General features: G+C 72.7%; 17 protein-coding genes. 9 read left to right on the top strand and 8 right to left on the bottom strand.

The annotated features are described in order from the left end of the window. Positions 1 to 3: 3 nt before the first annotated feature. Positions 4 to 615, bottom strand: a complete 612-nt coding sequence (locus tag ACZ60J_RS15985) for an RNA-binding protein (RefSeq protein ID WP_469682308.1) — start codon at positions 613 to 615, stop codon at positions 4 to 6. A gap of 80 nt (positions 616 to 695) precedes the next feature. Between ACZ60J_RS15985 and ACZ60J_RS15980 the strand changes: the two genes are divergently transcribed. Continuing rightward, positions 696 to 1,487: an SCO2400 family protein gene (locus ACZ60J_RS15980; RefSeq protein ID WP_469682306.1), complete on the top strand. Its 792-nt coding sequence runs from the start codon at positions 696 to 698 to the stop codon at positions 1,485 to 1,487. A 9-nt stretch (positions 1,488 to 1,496) separates the two neighbouring features. Here the strand turns inward: ACZ60J_RS15980 and ACZ60J_RS15975 are convergent, their stop codons facing one another. After that, positions 1,497 to 1,919, bottom strand: a complete 423-nt coding sequence (locus ACZ60J_RS15975; RefSeq protein WP_250745587.1) for a MarR family winged helix-turn-helix transcriptional regulator — start codon at positions 1,917 to 1,919, stop codon at positions 1,497 to 1,499. Positions 1,920 to 2,022: 103 nt separating this feature from the next. Between ACZ60J_RS15975 and ACZ60J_RS15970 the strand changes: the two genes are divergently transcribed. The 3 genes from ACZ60J_RS15970 to ACZ60J_RS15960 all read left to right on the top strand — a co-directional run bounded on the left by ACZ60J_RS15970 (position 2,023) and on the right by ACZ60J_RS15960 (position 4,553). Continuing rightward, complete coding sequence (locus tag ACZ60J_RS15970) at positions 2,023 to 3,045, top strand: NADP-dependent oxidoreductase (RefSeq protein ID WP_469682305.1); 1,023 nt, start codon at positions 2,023 to 2,025, stop codon at positions 3,043 to 3,045. Positions 3,046 to 3,111: 66 nt separating this feature from the next. Beyond that, a complete protein-coding gene (locus ACZ60J_RS15965; protein ID WP_266877487.1) occupies positions 3,112 to 3,534 on the top strand; it encodes an organic hydroperoxide resistance protein in 423 nt (140 codons plus the stop codon). Between the two features lie 107 nt (positions 3,535 to 3,641). Continuing rightward, positions 3,642 to 4,553, top strand: coding sequence for an EI24 domain-containing protein (locus ACZ60J_RS15960; protein ID WP_469682303.1), 912 nt, complete (start codon positions 3,642 to 3,644; stop codon positions 4,551 to 4,553). On the opposite strand, the gene ACZ60J_RS15955 is transcribed toward ACZ60J_RS15960, so the two are convergent. Continuing rightward, entirely contained in the window at positions 4,543 to 5,442 is a 900-nt protein-coding gene (locus tag ACZ60J_RS15955; protein WP_469682302.1) for an NAD(P)-dependent oxidoreductase, read from the bottom strand. The genes ACZ60J_RS15960 and ACZ60J_RS15955 overlap by 11 nt on opposite strands. A 97-nt stretch (positions 5,443 to 5,539) precedes the next feature. On the opposite strand from ACZ60J_RS15955, the gene ACZ60J_RS15950 reads away from it, so the two are divergent. Beyond that, positions 5,540 to 5,890, top strand: coding sequence for a winged helix-turn-helix transcriptional regulator (locus ACZ60J_RS15950; RefSeq protein WP_469682300.1), 351 nt, complete (start codon positions 5,540 to 5,542; stop codon positions 5,888 to 5,890). A gap of 19 nt (positions 5,891 to 5,909) precedes the next feature. On the opposite strand, the gene ACZ60J_RS15945 is transcribed toward ACZ60J_RS15950, so the two are convergent. Beyond that, complete coding sequence (locus ACZ60J_RS15945) at positions 5,910 to 6,644, bottom strand: class I SAM-dependent methyltransferase (RefSeq protein ID WP_469682298.1); 735 nt, start codon at positions 6,642 to 6,644, stop codon at positions 5,910 to 5,912. A gap of 580 nt (positions 6,645 to 7,224) precedes the next feature. On the opposite strand from ACZ60J_RS15945, the gene ACZ60J_RS15940 reads away from it, so the two are divergent. Then, on the top strand, positions 7,225 to 8,781 hold the full coding sequence (locus ACZ60J_RS15940) for a hypothetical protein (RefSeq protein WP_469682297.1): 1,557 nt from the start codon (positions 7,225 to 7,227) through the stop codon (positions 8,779 to 8,781). Between the two features lie 13 nt (positions 8,782 to 8,794). Further along, positions 8,795 to 10,447: a DUF2142 domain-containing protein gene (locus tag ACZ60J_RS15935; protein WP_469682295.1), complete on the top strand. Its 1,653-nt coding sequence runs from the start codon at positions 8,795 to 8,797 to the stop codon at positions 10,445 to 10,447. A gap of 94 nt (positions 10,448 to 10,541) precedes the next feature. Here ACZ60J_RS15935 and ACZ60J_RS15930 read toward each other — a convergent pair whose 3' ends face one another. Continuing rightward, complete coding sequence (locus ACZ60J_RS15930) at positions 10,542 to 11,300, bottom strand: carbon-nitrogen hydrolase family protein (RefSeq protein ID WP_469682293.1); 759 nt, start codon at positions 11,298 to 11,300, stop codon at positions 10,542 to 10,544. Between the two features lie 61 nt (positions 11,301 to 11,361). Beyond that, positions 11,362 to 11,937, bottom strand: coding sequence for a TetR/AcrR family transcriptional regulator (locus tag ACZ60J_RS15925; RefSeq protein ID WP_469682291.1), 576 nt, complete (start codon positions 11,935 to 11,937; stop codon positions 11,362 to 11,364). Between the two features lie 165 nt (positions 11,938 to 12,102). On the opposite strand from ACZ60J_RS15925, the gene ACZ60J_RS15920 reads away from it, so the two are divergent. Then, positions 12,103 to 14,562, top strand: a complete 2,460-nt coding sequence (locus ACZ60J_RS15920; protein WP_469682289.1) for a beta-glucosidase — start codon at positions 12,103 to 12,105, stop codon at positions 14,560 to 14,562. A 90-nt stretch (positions 14,563 to 14,652) separates the two neighbouring features. Here the strand turns inward: ACZ60J_RS15920 and ACZ60J_RS15915 are convergent, their stop codons facing one another. Next, entirely contained in the window at positions 14,653 to 15,558 is a 906-nt protein-coding gene (locus ACZ60J_RS15915) for an SGNH/GDSL hydrolase family protein (protein ID WP_469682287.1), read from the bottom strand. A gap of 251 nt (positions 15,559 to 15,809) precedes the next feature. Between ACZ60J_RS15915 and ACZ60J_RS15910 the strand changes: the two genes are divergently transcribed. Continuing rightward, positions 15,810 to 16,304, top strand: coding sequence for a DUF3145 domain-containing protein (locus ACZ60J_RS15910; RefSeq protein WP_267754836.1), 495 nt, complete (start codon positions 15,810 to 15,812; stop codon positions 16,302 to 16,304). Positions 16,305 to 16,369: 65 nt separating this feature from the next. On the opposite strand, the gene fabF is transcribed toward ACZ60J_RS15910, so the two are convergent. Continuing rightward, positions 16,370 to 17,635, bottom strand: coding sequence for a beta-ketoacyl-ACP synthase II (gene fabF, locus ACZ60J_RS15905; protein ID WP_469682285.1), 1,266 nt, complete (start codon positions 17,633 to 17,635; stop codon positions 16,370 to 16,372). Positions 17,636 to 17,647: the final 12 nt, after the last annotated feature.

The raw sequence follows: 17,647 nt of genomic DNA, 5'->3' as shown, positions 1-17,647 counted from the left end.
CCCTCAGGCCGGCCGGGGCGGCTCCGCCACCGAGACCTCCTGGAGCAGGCCGTACGTGAACTCCGCGACGCAGGCCCGCCCCGACGCGGTGAACGCCAGCCTCCACCGCGTCGGGGCGGTGCCCTCCATGGGGCGCACGGGGGCGAAGGCACGCGCCACCTCGTCGACCGTCGCCGACCAGGGCAGCAGGTCCGCCGCCCCCTCCAGCACGGGCCCGGGCGCACCCGGGGCCCGGACCAGCCACTCGTTCCAGACCGCCCCGTCCGGCGCGGCGAGCACCTCGAAGCGCAGTCCGGGCCACAGCGGCACCGGCCACAGCAGGGCCTCGCACGTCAGATCGCCGATCGTGCGGGAGGAGGCGGACTCGGGCGGGCCGAGCACCGAGCGGTAGCGGGCCAGGGCGCCCCGCGAACGCGGTGAACGGACCATGGCCTGCCAGCGCTTGTTGGCCTCCCGCTGCTCGGCGAGGGAGGCGCCGAGCCGCAGCCGCGCCTCCTCCGCGAGGCCGGGCTGGAAGTCCGCCATCCGGCGCAGCAGCACCAGTTGGAAGCCCCTGGGGCCGAAAGGGCCCGGGGCGGGGGGCGCTGTCCCCGGCGTCCGCGGTGTCCTCGTCATGGGTTCCCACCCTTCCACACAGGATCCTCACGATCCCGGTATACGGCCGTTGCGCGCGGGCGCGTAGCCTGCGGGGCGCCATGGACTATTGCATCGCCTGCCGCAGGTACCTCAACGGCGCGCTGGCGTGCGCCGGATGCGGGACCCCGGCCGAACGCCTGATATCCGCCGCGCCCACCCCGCCCGCCCCGCCCGCCCCGGGCTCCGCCGGCGCCTTCGGGAGCGACCCGGCCGTGCTCGCCGACGTCTACGCCGACTCCCTCGTCGTGCTGTCCGGGGACCGCGAAGACGGCCGGGGCCGGAGCCGGGCCCGCGGACGCGCGGGCGACCGCCGCCGCGCCGGGCACCGCCGACGCCGCCGGACCGCGCTCACCGCGGGCCTCGGGCTGCTGTTCGCCGCCGTCGCGACCCTGGGCCTGGCCCGGCTGACGGCCGACGGGGAGCGCACCGACCGGGCGGCGACGGTGGTGCTGACCGACGACGCGCCCGCGGAGCCGGCTCCGCTGCCGGGCCTGACGCAGGACCCGGCCGCGCCCACCGGGACGGCCACGGCGAAGGGGCGGGCCACCGGCTCCGCGAAGGCCACGGCCGGGAGTGCGAAGCCGGGCGGGGCCGGCCGGAGTACCGGACCCGCCACCGCCGGGTCGTCGGGATCCGCCTCCGCCTCCGCGCCGGCCGAGCCGTCGCGGAGCGCCTCCCGGGCTCCCACGTCCGCCGCTCCGAGCCCGTCGGGGTCCAGCGGCGCGGCCACTCCCGGAAAGCCCTCGGGTACGAAGAAGCCCGAGGGGAAGCCGAAGCCCCATCCGAAGCCGCCCCCGTCCCCGGACCCCACTCCGGAGTGCGACGACTGGTGGAACCCGCTGTGCTGGTGAGCGCGGGGCTCAGCCCAGCATCCGCCTGAGCAGGTCCCGCAGGACCGCGCGCTCGGCCGGGGAGAGCCCGGCCAGGGGCTCCCGGGCGAAGTCCAGGGACTCGCGGAGCCGGTCGGCGGTCTGCAGGCCCTCCTCGGTGGGCGCGGCCAGCTTCACCCGGCGGTCGGCCGGGTCGGGGCGGCGCTCGACCAGCCCCCGGGTCTCCAGGCGGTCCACGATGCCGGTGATGTTCGACGGCTCGCACCGCAGCTTCTGCGCGATCTTGCGCATCGGCATCGGCTCCAGCGAGAGCAGGTTCAGCACGCGCGCCTGGGCACCGGTGAGCTGGTGGCTGGAGGCGGCGTGCTCGTACTCCTGGTGGTAGCGGGTCACGACGTCGCCGATGAGCTCGACGACCTCGAGGGTCAGGGGGTCTGCGCGACGGCTGGGCATGGATCCAGCGTACCCATTTACTTGACAACATGAAATATCCAGGCGCATGGTTGTTTCACGTTCTGAAGCATTTGCACTTCTTCCCCTCCCCAGGAGTGACGCCATGTCCGAGATCCCCGCCGTCAGCCGTGAGTGGCACCTCGTCCGCCGCCCGCAGGGGTGGCCCGTCGCCGAGGACTTCGCCCTGCGCGAGGTACCGGTGAACGCCGAGCCCGCAGCCGGCCGGATTCTGGTGCGCAACCTCCACATGTCCGTGGACCCGTACATGCGCGGCCGGATGAACGACGTGAAGTCGTACATCCCGCCCTTCCAGCTGGACAAGCCCATGGACGGCGGCGCGGTCGGCGAGGTCGTGGCCTCGGCCGACGAGCGCTTCGCGGTCGGCGACCACGTGCTGCACGGTCTGGGCTGGCGCGAGTACGCGGAGCTGGACGCCAAGCACGCCACCAAGGTGGACGCCGCGCTCGCCCCCCTCTCCGCCTACCTCGGCGTCCTCGGCATGCCGGGCCTGACGGCCTACGCCGGGCTCTTCGAGGTCGCCTCCTTCAAGGAGGGCGACTCCGTCTTCGTCTCCGGCGCCGCCGGAGCGGTCGGCAGCCTCGTCGGCCAGTTCGCGAAGATCAAGGGCGCCTCCCGGGTGATCGGCTCCGCCGGCTCCGACGAGAAGGTGACGCTCCTCACGGAGAAGTACGGCTTCGACGCCGCCTTCAACTACAAGAGCGGCCCCGTCGCGGAGCAGCTCAAGAACGCCGCCCCCGAGGGCATCGACGTCTACTTCGACAACGTCGGCGGGGACCACCTGGAAGCCGCCATCTCCTCCCTGAACGTCCACGGCCGGGCCACCCTGTGCGGGGCCATCGCCCAGTACAACGCCACCGAGCCCGTGCCCGGCCCGCGCAACCTCGCCCTCGTCATCGGCAAGCGGCTGCGCCTGCAGGGAATCCTGGTCGGAGACCACGCGGGACTTCAGCAGCAGTTCGTCCAGGACGTGGCCGGCTGGCTGCGTTCCGGGCAGCTCGTCGCCGACGAGACGGTCGTCCGGGGAGTGGAGAACGCCGCCGACGCCTTCCTCGGAATGCTGCGCGGTGACAACACCGGAAAGATGATCGTTTCTTTCACCGGTTAGGCTCACTGCACACCGCCGTGACGCGTGGGCGCGAGTCCCGGCGATTCACCAGGAGGATTTCCTTACATGTCCATCCAGCAGTCCGACGTCGCGTACACCGCTGTTGCCACCGCCGAGAACGGCCGTGACGGTCGCGTCGCCACCAACGACGGTCGCCTCGACGTCGTCGTGAACCCGCCGAAGGAGCTCGGTGGCAGCGGCGAGGGCACCAACCCCGAGCAGCTGTTCGCCGCCGGCTACAGCGCCTGCTTCCAGGGTGCGCTCGGCGTCGTCGCCCGCAACGAGAACGCCGACATCTCCGGCTCCACGGTCACCGCCGAGGTCGGCATCGGCAAGAACGACGACGGCTTCGGCATCATCGTCAAGATCTCGGCCTCCATCCCGAACGTGGACGCCGCCACCGCCAAGGACCTCATCGAGAAGGCCCACCAGGTCTGCCCGTACTCCAAGGCGACCCGCGGCAACATCACGGTCGAGCTCGCGGTCTGATCTCCGACCCGCCCGGCTGTACGCCGAAGGCCGCACCCAGGCACCGGGGTGCGGCCTTCGGCATGCCCGCCGTCCGCCCGTACGTGCGCCAGCCCTAGACTGGATCCATGCGTGATCTTGCGGGGGGATTCGGCTATCTGCTGGCCGGACAGCGATGGGTACTGGGTCACGGACGGTGGCTCGGCTTCGGCCTGCTGCCCGGACTGGTCTCCCTGGTGCTGTACGCCGCCGCCCTCGTCGGCCTCGGCTTCGGCGCCGACGACCTGACCGCCTGGGCGACCCCCTTCGCCGACGACTGGTCCGCCCCGTGGCTCGGGCTCTTCCGCGGCTTCCTGACCGCCCTGGTCTTCTGCCTCGGGCTCTTCCTCGCGGTGATCACCTTCACCGCCGTGACCCTGCTCGTGGGCCAGCCGTTCTACGAGTCCCTCTCGGAGCAGGTCGACCGCACCGAGGGCGGCACGGTGCCGGAGTCGGGACTCACCCTCGCGCAGGAGCTGTGGATCTCCGCCCGGGACAGCCTGCGGATCCTCGGCCGGGTGCTGCTCTTCGGGATCCTGCTCTTCGCGCTCGGCTTCGTCCCGGTGATCGGACAGACCGTGGTCCCGGTCCTCGGCTTCTGCGTCTCCGGCTTCTTCCTCGCCCAGGAGCTCACCTCCGTCGCCCTGATGCGCCGCCGGGTCCAGCTCACCGAGCAGCTCGCGCTGCTGCGCGCGCGCCGGATGCTGGCGCTCGGCTTCGGGGTGCCGCTCGTCGTGTCCTTCCTGGTGCCGCTGGTCGCCGTCTTCCTGATGCCGGGCGCGGTGGCCGGAGCGACGCTCATGGTCCGCGACCTGGTGGGCGAGAACGACACCGAGGACGGGGCCGAGGAGCAGGGCCGGGCGCAGGACCGGGCTCAGGCCCAGCCGCAGGGCCACGGACAGGACCAGGCTCAGGCCTACGGCCGGCCGCACGGCCAGGCTCCGGGTCAGGCTCCGGGTCCGGGGCAGGGTCCCGTTCAGGGCAAGACGCTCAGCGCCTGAGCAGGGTGATCGCCCCGGCCGTGTCCTCGCGGCCGTGGGCCGCCGCGTCGGCCTCCAGCCGTTCCCGCATCAGATCCAGGTACGGGCTGATCAGCTCGGCGCTGACCCCCTGCTCCGCGGCGGTCCGCAGGAGGGTGTCGCTCGCCGTGACCTGCATGGCCAGGTTCGACTCGACCCCCGTGGTGAAGTCCCCCGAGACCAGCCGCTCGGCGGCGGCGCCCGCGAAGAACCCCATCGCCCCCAGCCACTCGGTCAGCAGCGGAGCCAGGTCCTTCGGGGAGACGTCCTCGCCCTCGATCAGCGCGTAGGCGTGCGAGATCCCCGCGAAGAGCCCCGTCATGGCACTCAGCAGGGCCACGTCGTGCAGGGCCGCGTGCCCGGGGTCGGAGCCGACGAAGCGGACTCCGGCCGGGACCTCCAGGGTGCTGCGGTGCTCCTCGAACAGGGCGGGGGAGCCGCTGTAGAAGACGTACCCGCCGGCCGCGGGGGCGCCGATCATCGACGGGGTGCCCATGATCCCGCCGTCGAGGAACCGGGCCCCGCGCTCCTGGGCCCACGCGGCGCGGGCGCGGCCGTCGACGGGCGTGCCGGTGGTCAGGTCGACGAGGTCCTTGCCGGTGAGGTCCAGGCCCTCCAGGGCCGAGCCGACGCTGGCGTGGTCGAGCAGGCAGGTCACGATGAGGCCGTTCGCGGCCACCGCCTCGGCGGCGCTCGCGGCGACGACGGCGCCTTCGGCCGCGAGGGCCCCGGCCTTGCCGGGGGTGCGGTTCCAGACGGTGAGGGGGTGACCGGCGGCGAGCCAGGTGCGGGCGAGGGCGGTGCCCATCGCACCGAGTCCGAGGAGGGTGAGCGGGGTCTTCGTGCCGGTCTTCGTGCTGGTGTCGGTCATGCCGTTTAGCCTGGTTCAGGGCCGTCAGGTGCTCAAGTACGCACTTCGGAGTGGGTGGTTACCCCGAGGTGAGCGAACAGGTGGGGAGGGGTGCGCGATGGCGTCGACTCAGCGGCCGGGCGCGGATCACTGCGGGATCGCCGCGGCGATGTCCGTGATCGACGGCAAGTGGAAGGTGTCGGTGCTGTGGGAGCTGGAGCAGCGCCCGCGCCGCTTCGGCGAACTGCGCCGCCTGGTCCCGGGGGTCTCCGAGAAGGTGCTGGCGGCGCAGCTGCGCGAACTGGAGACGGACGGCATCGTCCACCGCGAGGTCTACGAGGAGGTCCCGCCGCGCGTGGAGTACTCGCTGACCCCGCTCGGCCACGAACTGAACGGGGCCCTGGAGGCCCTCGGGGCGTGGGGCACGAAGCACCTGCTCCCCGAGGCCGTCCAGCCGGTCCGCGCGTGAGGCCGGGGCGGCCGGGCCCTCACTCCGGGCGGCGGAACAGCGCCGTCCAGAGGAAGGCCTCGCCGAAGGAGCCGGAGGACTCGGGCTCGTCGTTCATCCGGCGCAGCTCCACCTCGGTGAGGTCGCCGAAGATCCGGCGCAGCGCCTCGGGCGTGTAGGCGAGCCCGCCTTCGAGGCGGGCCCGGCCGTAGAACTCCGCGTCGGGCAGCTCGGATCCCATGGCGCCCGAGGCGAAGCAGGTCAGGGCGAAGCGGCCGCCGGGGGCCAGCAGCCGGTCCAGCAGGTCCAGGTAGCTGACCCGCCGGTGCGGCGGCAGGTGGTGGAAGCAGCCCGAGTCGTAGATCAGGTCGTACGGACCCACGAGCCCGGCGCCGGCCGCGCCGAAGGCGTCGCCCTGGTGGAAGCGGACCCGGGCCCCCGCGGCGCGGGCGCGCTCCCCGGCCCAGGCCAGGGCCGTCGGGGAGAGGTCGACGGCATCCACCTCGAAGCCCCGGGCGGCCAGGTGCAGGGCGTTGCGGCCGGGGCCGCAGCCGAGGTCAAGGGCGCGGCCGCCCGTCGGGATCAGCCCGCGGTCGAGGCAGGAGACGAGGCTCTCGTCGGGCTTCGCCGCGAAGAAGGGCACCGGCCGCTCGCGGTCCGCGTAGAAGCCGTCCCACCAGGCGGAGCCGCCGTCGGTCCAGCGGTCGGCCTCCGGTGCGAAGAGGCCGTCCAAGAGGGCGAGCACGTCGTCGACACTGCGTATGTTCCGGTCCATTCGAACCCCTTTCAGCTGTCCCCGATTTTATCGGCGATCAAGGAGAAAGCCCAGGTCAGGTGGGGTGTTCGAGAGGTGTGGCGGGTCTTCTGACGCCCCGTCGCGGCAGGGGTGGTCCCGGCCCCCGGGGGCGGGGAGGCCGGGCGCTCCAGGCCCCCGCCCAGGGCCCCGGCGGGCCCTTCTCCGGCCGCTCCGGGCCCTGTTTCCGTACGGGTTCGGGAGCCCTGTCCTGCCGTACCCGACCCTGTGCGGGGGCCTGGGGCACCTCCCGGGACTCCGCAGCGCTCCTGCGCCACCCGATAGGATGACAAGCGGCAAGATTCAAAGCTGTCCCCCACGTCCCAGAGCCCGCGTCCTTGTCCGGAGCATCGGCCGTACGGGGTCCGAGCCCGACAGTGCCTTGCTCAGAGACGACCGGCCGCAGGGCTGTGCACCGACCAGCAGTAGGGACACCTTTCACGTGAGAGTCAGTACCGAGGGGTTGGAGCCTGTGCGCTCGGACCCCGCGAGCGGGCCTGCCACGCGCGCCCGGCCCGTTTCGGGTCCCGCGCGTGGGGTCCTCCGCTCCCGGGGCGCCCTGTTGCTTGTGGAAGCCGTCGTCGCCTTCGCCGCGGCGCTCGTGCTCCCCGTGATGGCCGTGGGCTTCAAGCTCGATCCGCTGGACCGCATCGCCCAGGTCAGCGGCCTGGCCGCGATCCAGTTCCGGTTCGCCCTGATCGGTCTGCTCTTCATCGCCGCGGTCGTGCTCGCGATGCGGCTGCGCGGTGGCCGCCACTTCGACCTGACCACCCGGATATCCGCGGCCGCCCTCGCCGGCCTGGCCAGCGGGTTCGTCGCGGCGGGAGCGGTGGTCGCGCTCCACGGCACGCCCTGGCCGATGTTCGGCCTCAACGGCGACAGCGGCCGGATCGTCGAGTGGGCCCACGCGGTCGTCAACGGGCAGCCCTCCGGCTCCCCGGTCTACCCGCCCGCACCGCTCTACACCCTCGGGTACTACGCGGATTGGTTCCACGGCGGCAACACCGCCTACGCCTTCAAGGACCTCCAGATCCTCGGGGCCGCCTTCTTCGGGCCGTTCGTCTACTTCGCCTGGCGGCTCCTGCTGAGCCCGCTGCGGGCGCTGGCCTTCGGCGTCGTACCGGCCTTCGCGCTGATCGACGCGTACAAGCCGTACGCCCAGACGGTCCTCGTGGTGCTGATCCCGGTCCTGGTCGCCCTGGTGGTGGCGCTGCGCCGCAGCGGCACCGAGAACTGGCGGCCGCTGCTGCTCAAGGCCGCCGGGTTCGGCGCGCTCATCGGTGTGCTCTTCCTCACCTACTCCGGCTGGTTCCTGTGGAGCGCGGCCGGCGTCTTCTTCGCCGCGGCCCTGTACTTCCCCTGGAAGACGAGCCGGGCCAAGGGCGCCGCGTTCCTCGGCGTCACCCTGGCGGCCTTCATGGCCGTGGCGGGGAAGTACCTGGTCGTCATGTTGACCGAGGGCCAGGAGACCAAGGACTTCAACTTCCGCTTCGACACCTTCACCGACCCGGCCTACTACCTGATGTGGCGCACGGACATGCCGGGCAAGGTGGTCGGGGACTGGCCGCCGCCCGGCGAGTTCGGCGGGGTCGGCCTGTTCGCCCTGGTGACCTTCATATGCCTCGGCGTCGCGATATGGCTGGGCCTGCGCAAGCCGATGGTGGTCACCATCACGGCGATGTTCGTCTCCGCCTGGCTGATGCGCATGTACATCGCCTCGCACATGTACGAGACGCAGACCGTCCAGCTCTACACACGCACCAACAACCAGCTGCTCTACTGCGGGCTGATCCTCGCCGCACTCGTCGCCCACCTGGTGTCGCAGCGGCTGGCCGAACGGCGCACATTGGACAATGGTGACGCCACGGCCGTACGGGGCCGGGGATTGCCGGGCCGGGAGGGGGCCGTCATCGGGACCCTGTGCGCCCTGCTGCTCCTGCTCGGAACGGTGTCGTCCTCGATGGCCGACCGGTACATGCCGGCCCAGGACGGGACCTACCGGATCCTGCCGTACGTGTCGCACACGGTTCGGCAGATGAACGGAAAGTGCCCCCAATTCGCCCCCGAGCACAAGTGCTCCAAGGACGGCGATCAGACTTGGCTGACATACATCAGATGATCACGAGGACGACATGATCTCCGCATTGACGCGGCTGGCCGACTGGTCGGCCCGGACCCCCAAGAGGCTCTGGGCCGTCAGCTTCGTCCTCTTCTTCACCATCGCGGCCAGCTGGTCGGCCGCGACGCCGTTGGGCGCGTCGCCCGACGAGCACGCCCACTTCATCCGGGCGGCGGCCGTCGCCCGGGGGCAGATCAACGGCTCCGAGGTGATGGTTCCGCACATCGTCGCGGGCATCAAGGGCGACTTCGCCGAGACCGGCGTGCAGCTCCCCGAGTGGTACTCGGACCTTCCCAAGCACCACGAGTGCTACTCCTGGCACGCGGGTACCCCTGCCTCCTGCGCGCCCGCCATCGGCACCTCGGACACCATCGTCGAGGTCCCCACCGCCGCCGGCCGCTACCACCCGGCGTACTACCTGATGACCGGCTGGCCGAGCCTGCTCGTGGAGGGCACCAACGGGCTCTACCTCATGCGCCTGATGTCGGCGCTGTTCTGCTCGCTGCTGCTGGCCAGCGCCGTGGTGACGGCCTCCGAATGGCGCCGCGGACGCTCGCTGGCCCTGCTCGGCGTCTTCACGGCGGCGACGCCCATGGCCCTGTTCATGGCCGGCATGGTCAACCCCAGCGGCGGTGAGATCGCCGCCGGAATCCTGGTGTGGACGGGCCTGCTGTCGATCCTCATGTCGCCCGATCCGACCCTGCTCAACCGCAGGCTCGCCCGGGTCGGCATCGGCGGCCTGGTGCTGATCAACATCCGGCCGCTCGGACTGATCTGGTTCGCCGGCGCGGTCTGCTTCGGCCTGCTGCTGGCCGAGCGCGGCGTGCTGCGCTCGGTGCTCCGCCGCAAGGCGATGTGGCTCTGGACGGGGCTGCTCGGCCTCGCCACGGTCGGCGCGCTCGCCTGGGCGGCCGCGCACCCCGACAACTCGGTCATAAAGATCCCCAAGTACCTCACCACGACGGAAGCGGCCCGCCGCACCCTCGGCGCCTCCGAGATGTACATCCAGCAGATGCTCGGCTACTTCGGCTGGCTGGACACCCCGGCGCCGCTCGTCACCTGGTACGTCTGGCTCGGCGTGATCGCCGTGGTGACCGTGCTGGGACTGATGTACGGCCGCAAGCGCGAAATGGTGGCGCTGCTCGGCATGCTGATCGCCATCTGGATCGTGCCGGTGGTCGGACAGACCTCGCAGGCCTCGAAGATCGGCCTGGTCTGGCAGGGCCGCTACCTGCTGCCGTTCGCCGTCGGCCTGCCGCTGATGGCGGTGCTGATCCTGGCGCGCCGGATGCCGGAGAAGGGCTTCCCGCTGCGCAGGCTGATCGGCTACTCCCTGCCCCTGCTCGCCCTGGGCAACGCGGCGGCGTTCTACTGGACCCTGCGGCGCTTCGCCGTCGGGATCAGCGGCCCCGTGATCCCGTACGCCGCGCACTGGGCCCCGCCCGGCGGCTGGGTGTTCTGGACCGGCGTCTACACGGTGGCGGCGTTCGCCCTCGTACTGCCCGGGCTGATGCGGGACCGCGTGGCCGACGGGGCGCCCGTACTCCCACCGCCCGCCGCCGTGCCCGCAGCCGGCGGGGCGCAGGGCCCGGCGGACCTTTCCGGATCCCTTCCGGAGCCCGGCGCGGAAGCCCACCGCCACCCACGGGTGACCCAGGTCCGCTGAACCGCCCGACCGCTGAACCGCTCGACCCCCGAACTGCCGGCCCCGGCCCGGCGGGCGCGTCCCCGGACGCCCCGTCAGCCCGGGGCCGCACTCGTCAGCGGCCCCCGTCCCGGCTTCCCGCCGGCGCCTCCGCGGGTACCTCGGCCGGCACGTCCGCCACGGCGACCGACGGCGTGTGCGCGTCCGCCTCGGCCGACGGCGTCCCGTCCGGCGCCCATACGGCCGCGCCCCCGCAGCCGGTCCACGGCCCGGCGGGTCCCACGTGGTTGGCGAGGGCCACGTACATCCCGAACTCCCGGGCGATCCCCGGGTGGACCGCCGCCCGCTCGGCGACGCCGTCGCCCGTGCCGTAGAGCGAGCTCGCCAGGTGGACCCGGCAGCCGGCCGCGGCGCCCGCGGCGGGCACGTCCGCGAAGTGGTTGTCGAAGCAGATCCCCAGGGAGAACCGGATCCCGCCGAGCTCGAAGCGGCCCGGGAGCGTGCCCGCGGCGAAGACCTCCTGCTCGTGGCGGAACAGGTGCTGCTTGGCGTACGTGGTCACGTGCGCGCCGTCCGCGTCGTGGACCAGGGTCGCGATGACGGGCCGGGGGCCGTCCGTGCGCAGCGCGACGTTGACGGCGGTGGCGATCCCGGTGGAACGGACGGGGTCCAGCCGGGGATCCTCGGCGTCCGCCAGCCACAGGCCGGGGTCGGCGGCGAGGGCGGCCGGCTCGTAGCCGGTCAGGGTGAGCTCGGGGAACACCACCAGGGCGGCGCCCTCCTCCCGGGCCCGCACGGCGAGCGCGGCCGCCCGGGCGGCGTTGGCGGACACGTCGGCGGGGACACAGCTCAGCTGCGCGGCAGCGATCTTCACCCGGCCCAGCATGCCAGCCCCGGTCCCGACCCCGCGGGCAGGCCCGGTGACGGGCCCGGGGTCAGGCCCGGGGCCCCTGGATCAGGTCCAGGAAGGCGCGGAAGGCGCCGGGCATGTCCACGGATTCGGGGGCCAGCAGCCACTGGTACTGGAGGCCGTCCATCACGGCGGCCAGCAGCGGGGCCGCCTGCTCGGGGGTGAGCCCCGAGGGGAGCCGGTCGCCGTACTCCGCGCGGAGCACGTCCGCCATCGCCGAGCGCACCTGCGCGTACCGCTCGGCGAAGAACTCCCGCGCCGGGTGGCCGTCGGTGACGCTCTCGCCGAGCAGCGCCGAGAAGGTCTGCACGATCCCCGGGCGCATGGCGTTGTACTCCACCAGCGAGGCCAGCAGCTCCGGGCGCCAGGCGTCGGCCAGCGCACGGGCGCCGCCCCCGGTGTCCCAGCGGTCGCGCTCCTCCAGGACGGCGACCAGCAGGGCCTCCTTGGTCGGGAAGTAGTGCAGCAGCCCCTGCTGGGTCAGGCCCACGCGCTCGGCGACCGTGCCCAGGGCCGCGCCGCGGTAGCCGCGCTCGGCGATCACCTCGAGGGCGGCGCGGACGATCTCCACGCGCCGTTCCTCACTCCTGGCCCTGACCATCGCCCCGCCACCCCTTCCGTTCCACACCTGCCAGCAGGACCGTACGGCATGGCCGCACCGGATCCGGAATATCACGAACAGATTACGAACCCTACCGCTCTACAGGTAATGGGTCCACCATGGGGTCACCGCGCCGCACCGCGCACCCGCACCCAACGAGGAGGCATGGCCGTGACCGATGCCGATCAGGTCCGCAACGACGCCGTAGAGACGGCCCTGGGCAAGCTGGACCTCGACACCAAGACCCGGCTGCTGGCCGGCCAGGACATGTGGACCCTGCCCGCCGTCCCCGAGATCGGACTGAAGTCCCTGGTCTTCTCCGACGGCCCCATCGGGGTGCGCGGGGTGCGCTGGACCGCCGACGACCCGTCGATCGCCCTGCCCTCCCCGACCGCGCTCGCCGCCGCGTGGGACCCCGAACTGGCCCGCCGGGCCGGCCGCCTCCTCGCCCAGGAATCCCGCCGCAAGGGCGTCCACGTCCTGCTCGCGCCCACCGTCAACCTGCACCGCTCCCCGCTCGGCGGCCGGCACTTCGAGTGCTACTCCGAGGACCCGTTCCTCACCGGCGCGGTCGGCAGCGGCTACGTGAACGGCGTCCAGGACGGCGGCGTCGGCACCACCGTCAAGCACTTCGTGGGCAACGACGCCGAGACCGAGCGGTTCACCGTCGACAGCGTCATCGCCCCGCGCCCGCTGCGCGAGCTGTACCTGGCCCCCTTCGAGGCCATCGTCGCCAACGCCCACCCGTGGGGCATCATGACCGCCTACAACCGGGTCAACGGCGTGTTCATGAGCGAGAACGCCCACCTCGTCAACGAGGTCCTGCGCGCCGAATGGGGCTTCGACGGCGCCAACGTCTCCGACTGGATGGCCGCCCGCTCCACCACCGGCGACATCCTCGGCGGCCTCGACGTGATCATGCCCGGCCCCGTCACCGTCTACGGCACCGCGCTCGCCGAAGCCGTCCGCTCGGGCGAGGTCCCCGAGTCGGCCGTCGACGAAGCCGTCCGCAACGTGCTGCGCCTCGCCGCCCGCGTCGGCATCCTGGAGGGCGCCCCCGCCGTGGTCGGCGAGGCCCCCGCCCCCGTCGACGGCCAGGCCCTGGCCCGCGAGCTGGCCGCCCGCGGCTTCGTCCTCGTACGCAACGAGGCCGGCTCCGGCGAGGGCCCGCTGCTCCCGCTCGACGCGTCCGCCGGCCGCACCGTCGCCCTCATCGGCGCCGCCGCCCGCGACGCCCGCGTCCTCGGCGGCGGCTCCGCCACCGTCTTCCCCGAGCGGGTCGTCTCCCCGCTGGACGGGCTCACCGAGGCCCTGCCCGACGGGGCCCTGACCTTCACCGTCGGCGCCGACCCCAGCGACGAACTGACCCCCGCCGACAAGGGCTTCGAGCTGCGGGCGATCTGCCGCGACGCCTCCGGGTCGGTCCTCGGCACGGGCTCCCTGCCCACCGGGCAGCTCCAGTGGATCGGCGACGACCTGCCCGAGGGCGTCACGTACGAGACGATGGCCAGCATCGAGGTCGTCGGTACGTTCGTCCCGCGCGAGAGCGGCGAGCACGCCTTCGGCACCCGCGGACTCGGCGCCTTCAGCCTCGCCGTCGGCGGTGAGGTCCGCTGGCACGGCGTCCAGCAGCTGGGCAGCGAGGCCGACCCCTTCGAGGCCTTCTTCGGCGCCCCCAACGAGCGGGCCCGCCTGGATCTCACCGAGGGCGAAGCCGTCGAGGTCTCGCTGACCTACCAGGTCCCCGACACGACGGCCCTGCCCCTCAAGGCCATCATGTTCTCCCTCCTCCACCTCGGCCCGCAGCGCTCCGCCGACGAGCTCATCGCCGAGGCCGTGGAAGCGGCGCGCGCCGCCGACACCGCCGTCGTGGTCGTCGCCACCACCGAGCGGGTGGAGTCCGAGGGCTTCGACCGCAAGGACCTCACCCTCCCGGGCCGCCAGAACGACCTGGTGCGCGCCGTCGCCGCGGTCAACCCGAACACCGTGGTCGTCGTCAACGCCGGCTCCCCGGTGGAACTGCCGTGGCGCGAGGAGGTGGCCGCCGTCCTGCTGACCTGGTTCCCCGGGCAGGAGGGCGGGGCCGCGCTGGCCGACGTACTCCTCGGCGAGGCCGAGCCGGGCGGGCGGCTGCCCACGACCTGGCCCGCCGAGTTCGCCGACGCGCCGGTCACCGAAGTCACCCCCACCGAGGGGCGCCTGGAGTACACCGAGGGGCTCTTCATCGGCTACCGGGCCTACGAGAAGCACGGGATCGCCCCGGCGTTCCCCTTCGGGCACGGCCTCGGCTACACGGACTGGGCCTACGAGTCCCTGGAGGCCACCCCCGCGCGGGCGACGGTCCGCGTCACCAACACCGGCACCCGGCCGGGCCGCGAGACCGTACAGCTCTACCTCGCGCCCGTCGCGGACACCGTCGAACGTCCGGCGAGCTGGCTCGCGGGCTTCGCGAGCGTGACCGCGGGCCCCGGAGAGAGCGTCGAGGTGGAGATCGCCCTGCCGGAGCGCGCCTACGAGATCTGGGACGAGTCCTCGCACTCCTGGCAGCTGATCGGCGGCTCCTACGAGGTCCGCGCGGGCCGTTCGCACGGCGACACGCGGCTGACGGCGACCCTCGACCTGTAATGGCCGGAAATCACCCCACGCGGAGGTGATCCACACACCGGACCGGGGGCGGGCCCTGACACCCGCCCCCGGTCCCATCCGTTCACCGCGTCAACGCGGAGGCTCGGCCGAGGTCACCTGTCGGTGCGCCAGTTCCGCGAGCCGCGCCTGTCCGCCCTTGCCCGGATGGAACCAGTCCCAGCGGCTCAACTGCTCCGCCGAGAACGGGTACTGGAACACCGCGCCGCCGTCGTAGCGGCACAGCGCGTCCTTCGCGCAGACCTCGCGCAGCGCCTCGTTGTACTCGACCACGCGCGCCCGCACCTGCTCCCGCCGGGCCGTCGCACCGGCGGCCGCCGAGGTCGGATCGGCGAGCATCGACTGGCAGATGCCCAGCTTCCACACCTGGCGCACCATCGGGTCGTCCTTGCCCTGCTCCCACAGCCGCTGGAGGTCCGGGACGCTGGAGACGTACACCTGCGAGGCCGGCGAGGCCGCCCGCAGGCCGGCCAGCGCCTTCTCGAAGCCGGAGCGGAAGGCGGCCACCGGGGTCATCGACGAAGCCGAGGGCCGGCAGGCGTCGTTCGAGCCCACCATCACCGTGACCAGGCCCGGACTGTGCGCGGCGGCCGAGGCGAGCTGACCCGGCAGGTCCGCCATCCGGGAGCCGGTCACCGCGTAGTTCCAGCTGCGCGCGGGCACCTCGGCCTCACCGAGGAGCCGGGCGGCCAGCGAACGCACCTCGGGGTCGTCACCGGTGGCCCAGGAGGCCTCCGGACAGTCGGCCAGCACCGAACAGGCGTCGAATCCGCGCGTGATGGAGTCGCCCACGGCGGCGACCGACGCCGGTGCGGTGTTCCACCGCGGGGCCGCCTGCGCACCGCGTTCGCCCCCGGTCCGCTCCGCGTCCGCCGAACACCCGGTCAGCGCACCCGCCGCCAGGAGCAGCAGGGCGGCCGCCGCGCCCGCGCCCGCAGAGGTCCGACGCGCGCGGCGGCGTGGGGCGGTGGTGCGCATGGCGGAAGGTCCCTCCTCGTCGTCCCCACATCGTTCGGGGGCGTCCTGCTGAGTGAATGCTCTGTGTTTACGGGCTTCGGAGCGACCGTACGTCACACCATGACCCCCGGCGCACGGTAGCTTTTTCCCGTGGCGTTTCGGCCGCAAGTCCCGCGACGCAATGTCAAATAATTTCCGTTACATTACATCACGTCACATACTGTCCGTTTTCTGGAGTTTATTCCCGACCTCGTCCCATACTGGAGGTCCCGGTGACGACACGTGGAGTCCTGTACGTGCACTCCGCACCGCGCGCGCTCTGCCCGCACGTGGAATGGGCTGTTGCGGGCGTGCTCGGGGTGCGGGTGAACCTCGACTGGATCCGTCAGCCCGCCTCCCCGGGCACCTGGAGAGCCGAGTTCTCCTGGCAGGCCGAGGCGGGCACCGCATCGAAACTCGCCTCCGCCCTGCGCGGCTGGCACCTGCTCCGCTTCGAAGTGACCGCGGAACCCTGTCCGACCGCCGAGGGCGAGCGCTACAGCTCCACCCCGCAGCTGGGCATCTTCCACGCCGTCACCGGCATGCACGGCGACATCCTGATCCCCGAGGACCGGCTGCGCGCCGCCCTCGCCCGGTCCGCGCACGGCGAGACGGACCTGGAGGCGGAGATCGCCAAACTCCTCGGCAAACCCTGGGACGACGAGCTCGAACCCTTCCGCTACGCGGGCGAGGGCGCCCCGGTGCGCTGGCTCCACCAGGTGGTCTGAGCCCCGGACACGCCGAAGGCCCGCCCGGGATGCCCGGGCGGGCCTTCTACGTGTCAGCGGACGGCTCAGACGGTCCTGAAGGCCAGGGAGACGTTGTGGCCTCCGAAGCCGAAGGAGTTGTTGATCGCCGAGATCGGGCCGTCCGCCGGGAGCTTGCGGGGCTCGTCGCGCACGATGTCCGCGTCGATGTCCTCGTCGATGTCGTCGAGGTTGATCGTCGGCGGCGCGAGCCGGTGGTACAGCGCCAGCACCGTCGCGACGGTCTCGATGCCGCCCGCGCCACCCAGGAGGTGACCGGTCATCGACTTCGTGGCCGAGATCGCGATGTGGTCGAGGTCCTCGCCCAGCACCTTGCGCAGGGCCTTCAGCTCGGCCGTGTCACCCTGCGGGGTGGACGTGGCGTGCGCGTTCACGTGGACCAGCTCGGCCGGGTCCAGACCCGTGTTGTCGAGCAGGTTCTGCAGGGCGGCCGAGACACCGCGGCCGGTGGGCTCGGGCTGCGCGATGTGGTGGCTGTCCGCGGACAGGCCCTGGCCCAGCACCTCGCAGTAGACCCGGGCCCCGCGCGCGGCGGCGTGCTCGGCGGACTCCAGGACCACGACGCCGGCACCCTCGCCGAGGACGAAGCCGTCGCGGGCCTTGTCGTACGGACGCGAGGCCGTGGTCGGGTGCTCGTTGTTCTTGGACATCGCCATCATGTTGGCGAAGGCCGCGATCGGCAGCGGGTGGATCGCCGCTTCGGTACCGCCGGCGACGACCACGTCGGCACGGCCGGTACGGATCATCTCGACGGCGTAGCCGATGGCCTCGGCGCCGGAGGCGCAGGCGCTGACCGGAGTGTGCACACCCGCGCGGGCGTTGACCTCCAGGCCGACGTTGGCCGACGGGCCGTTCGGCATGAGCATGGGGACGGTGTGCGGGGAGACCCGGCGCACACCCTTTTCCTTCAGTACGTCGTACTGGTCGAGCAGGGTGGTCACGCCGCCGATGCCGGAGGCGATGACGGTGCCCAGACGCTCGGGCGCGATGGACGCGTCCTCGCCCGCCGGGGCGGTGTAACCGGCGTCGGCCCACGCCTCGCGGGCCGCGATGATCGCGAACTGGGCCGAGCGGTCCAGCTTGCGGGCCAGCGGCCGGGGGAGGACCTCGCTCGGGTCCACGGCGACGGTGGCGGCGATGCGGACCGGGAGTTCGGCGAAGCGCTCACCCTCGAGGGGCTTTACGCCGGAACGGCCGGCAAGCAGACCTTCCCAGGTCGAAGCGCTGTCGCCACCCAGCGGAGTGGTTGCGCCGATACCGGTGACGACCACGGTGCGATTGGTCGGGCTCACAGGAATTCTTTC

Source organism: Streptomyces sp. NPDC104226, from assembly GCF_055584085.1.
Note: the sequence above shows the minus strand (reverse complement) of the source record. Positions and strands in the feature narration are given on the sequence as shown.

What these genes read in the sequence shown, in the direction of transcription:
- ACZ60J_RS15985 (WP_469682308.1), bottom strand. Translation starts at nt 615, where the DNA reads ATGACGAGGACACCGCGGACGCCGGGGACAGCGCCCCCCGCCCCGGGC.
- ACZ60J_RS15980 (WP_469682306.1), top strand. Translation starts at nt 696, where the DNA reads ATGGACTATTGCATCGCCTGCCGCAGGTACCTCAACGGCGCGCTGGCG.
- ACZ60J_RS15975 (WP_250745587.1), bottom strand. Translation starts at nt 1,919, where the DNA reads ATGCCCAGCCGTCGCGCAGACCCCCTGACCCTCGAGGTCGTCGAGCTC.
- ACZ60J_RS15970 (WP_469682305.1), top strand. Translation starts at nt 2,023, where the DNA reads ATGTCCGAGATCCCCGCCGTCAGCCGTGAGTGGCACCTCGTCCGCCGC.
- ACZ60J_RS15965 (WP_266877487.1), top strand. Translation starts at nt 3,112, where the DNA reads ATGTCCATCCAGCAGTCCGACGTCGCGTACACCGCTGTTGCCACCGCC.
- ACZ60J_RS15960 (WP_469682303.1), top strand. Translation starts at nt 3,642, where the DNA reads ATGCGTGATCTTGCGGGGGGATTCGGCTATCTGCTGGCCGGACAGCGA.
- ACZ60J_RS15955 (WP_469682302.1), bottom strand. Translation starts at nt 5,442, where the DNA reads ATGACCGACACCAGCACGAAGACCGGCACGAAGACCCCGCTCACCCTC.
- ACZ60J_RS15950 (WP_469682300.1), top strand. Translation starts at nt 5,540, where the DNA reads ATGGCGTCGACTCAGCGGCCGGGCGCGGATCACTGCGGGATCGCCGCG.
- ACZ60J_RS15945 (WP_469682298.1), bottom strand. Translation starts at nt 6,644, where the DNA reads ATGGACCGGAACATACGCAGTGTCGACGACGTGCTCGCCCTCTTGGAC.
- ACZ60J_RS15935 (WP_469682295.1), top strand. Translation starts at nt 8,795, where the DNA reads ATGATCTCCGCATTGACGCGGCTGGCCGACTGGTCGGCCCGGACCCCC.
- ACZ60J_RS15925 (WP_469682291.1), bottom strand. Translation starts at nt 11,937, where the DNA reads ATGGTCAGGGCCAGGAGTGAGGAACGGCGCGTGGAGATCGTCCGCGCC.
- ACZ60J_RS15920 (WP_469682289.1), top strand. Translation starts at nt 12,103, where the DNA reads ATGGCCGTGACCGATGCCGATCAGGTCCGCAACGACGCCGTAGAGACG.
- ACZ60J_RS15915 (WP_469682287.1), bottom strand. Translation starts at nt 15,558, where the DNA reads ATGCGCACCACCGCCCCACGCCGCCGCGCGCGTCGGACCTCTGCGGGC.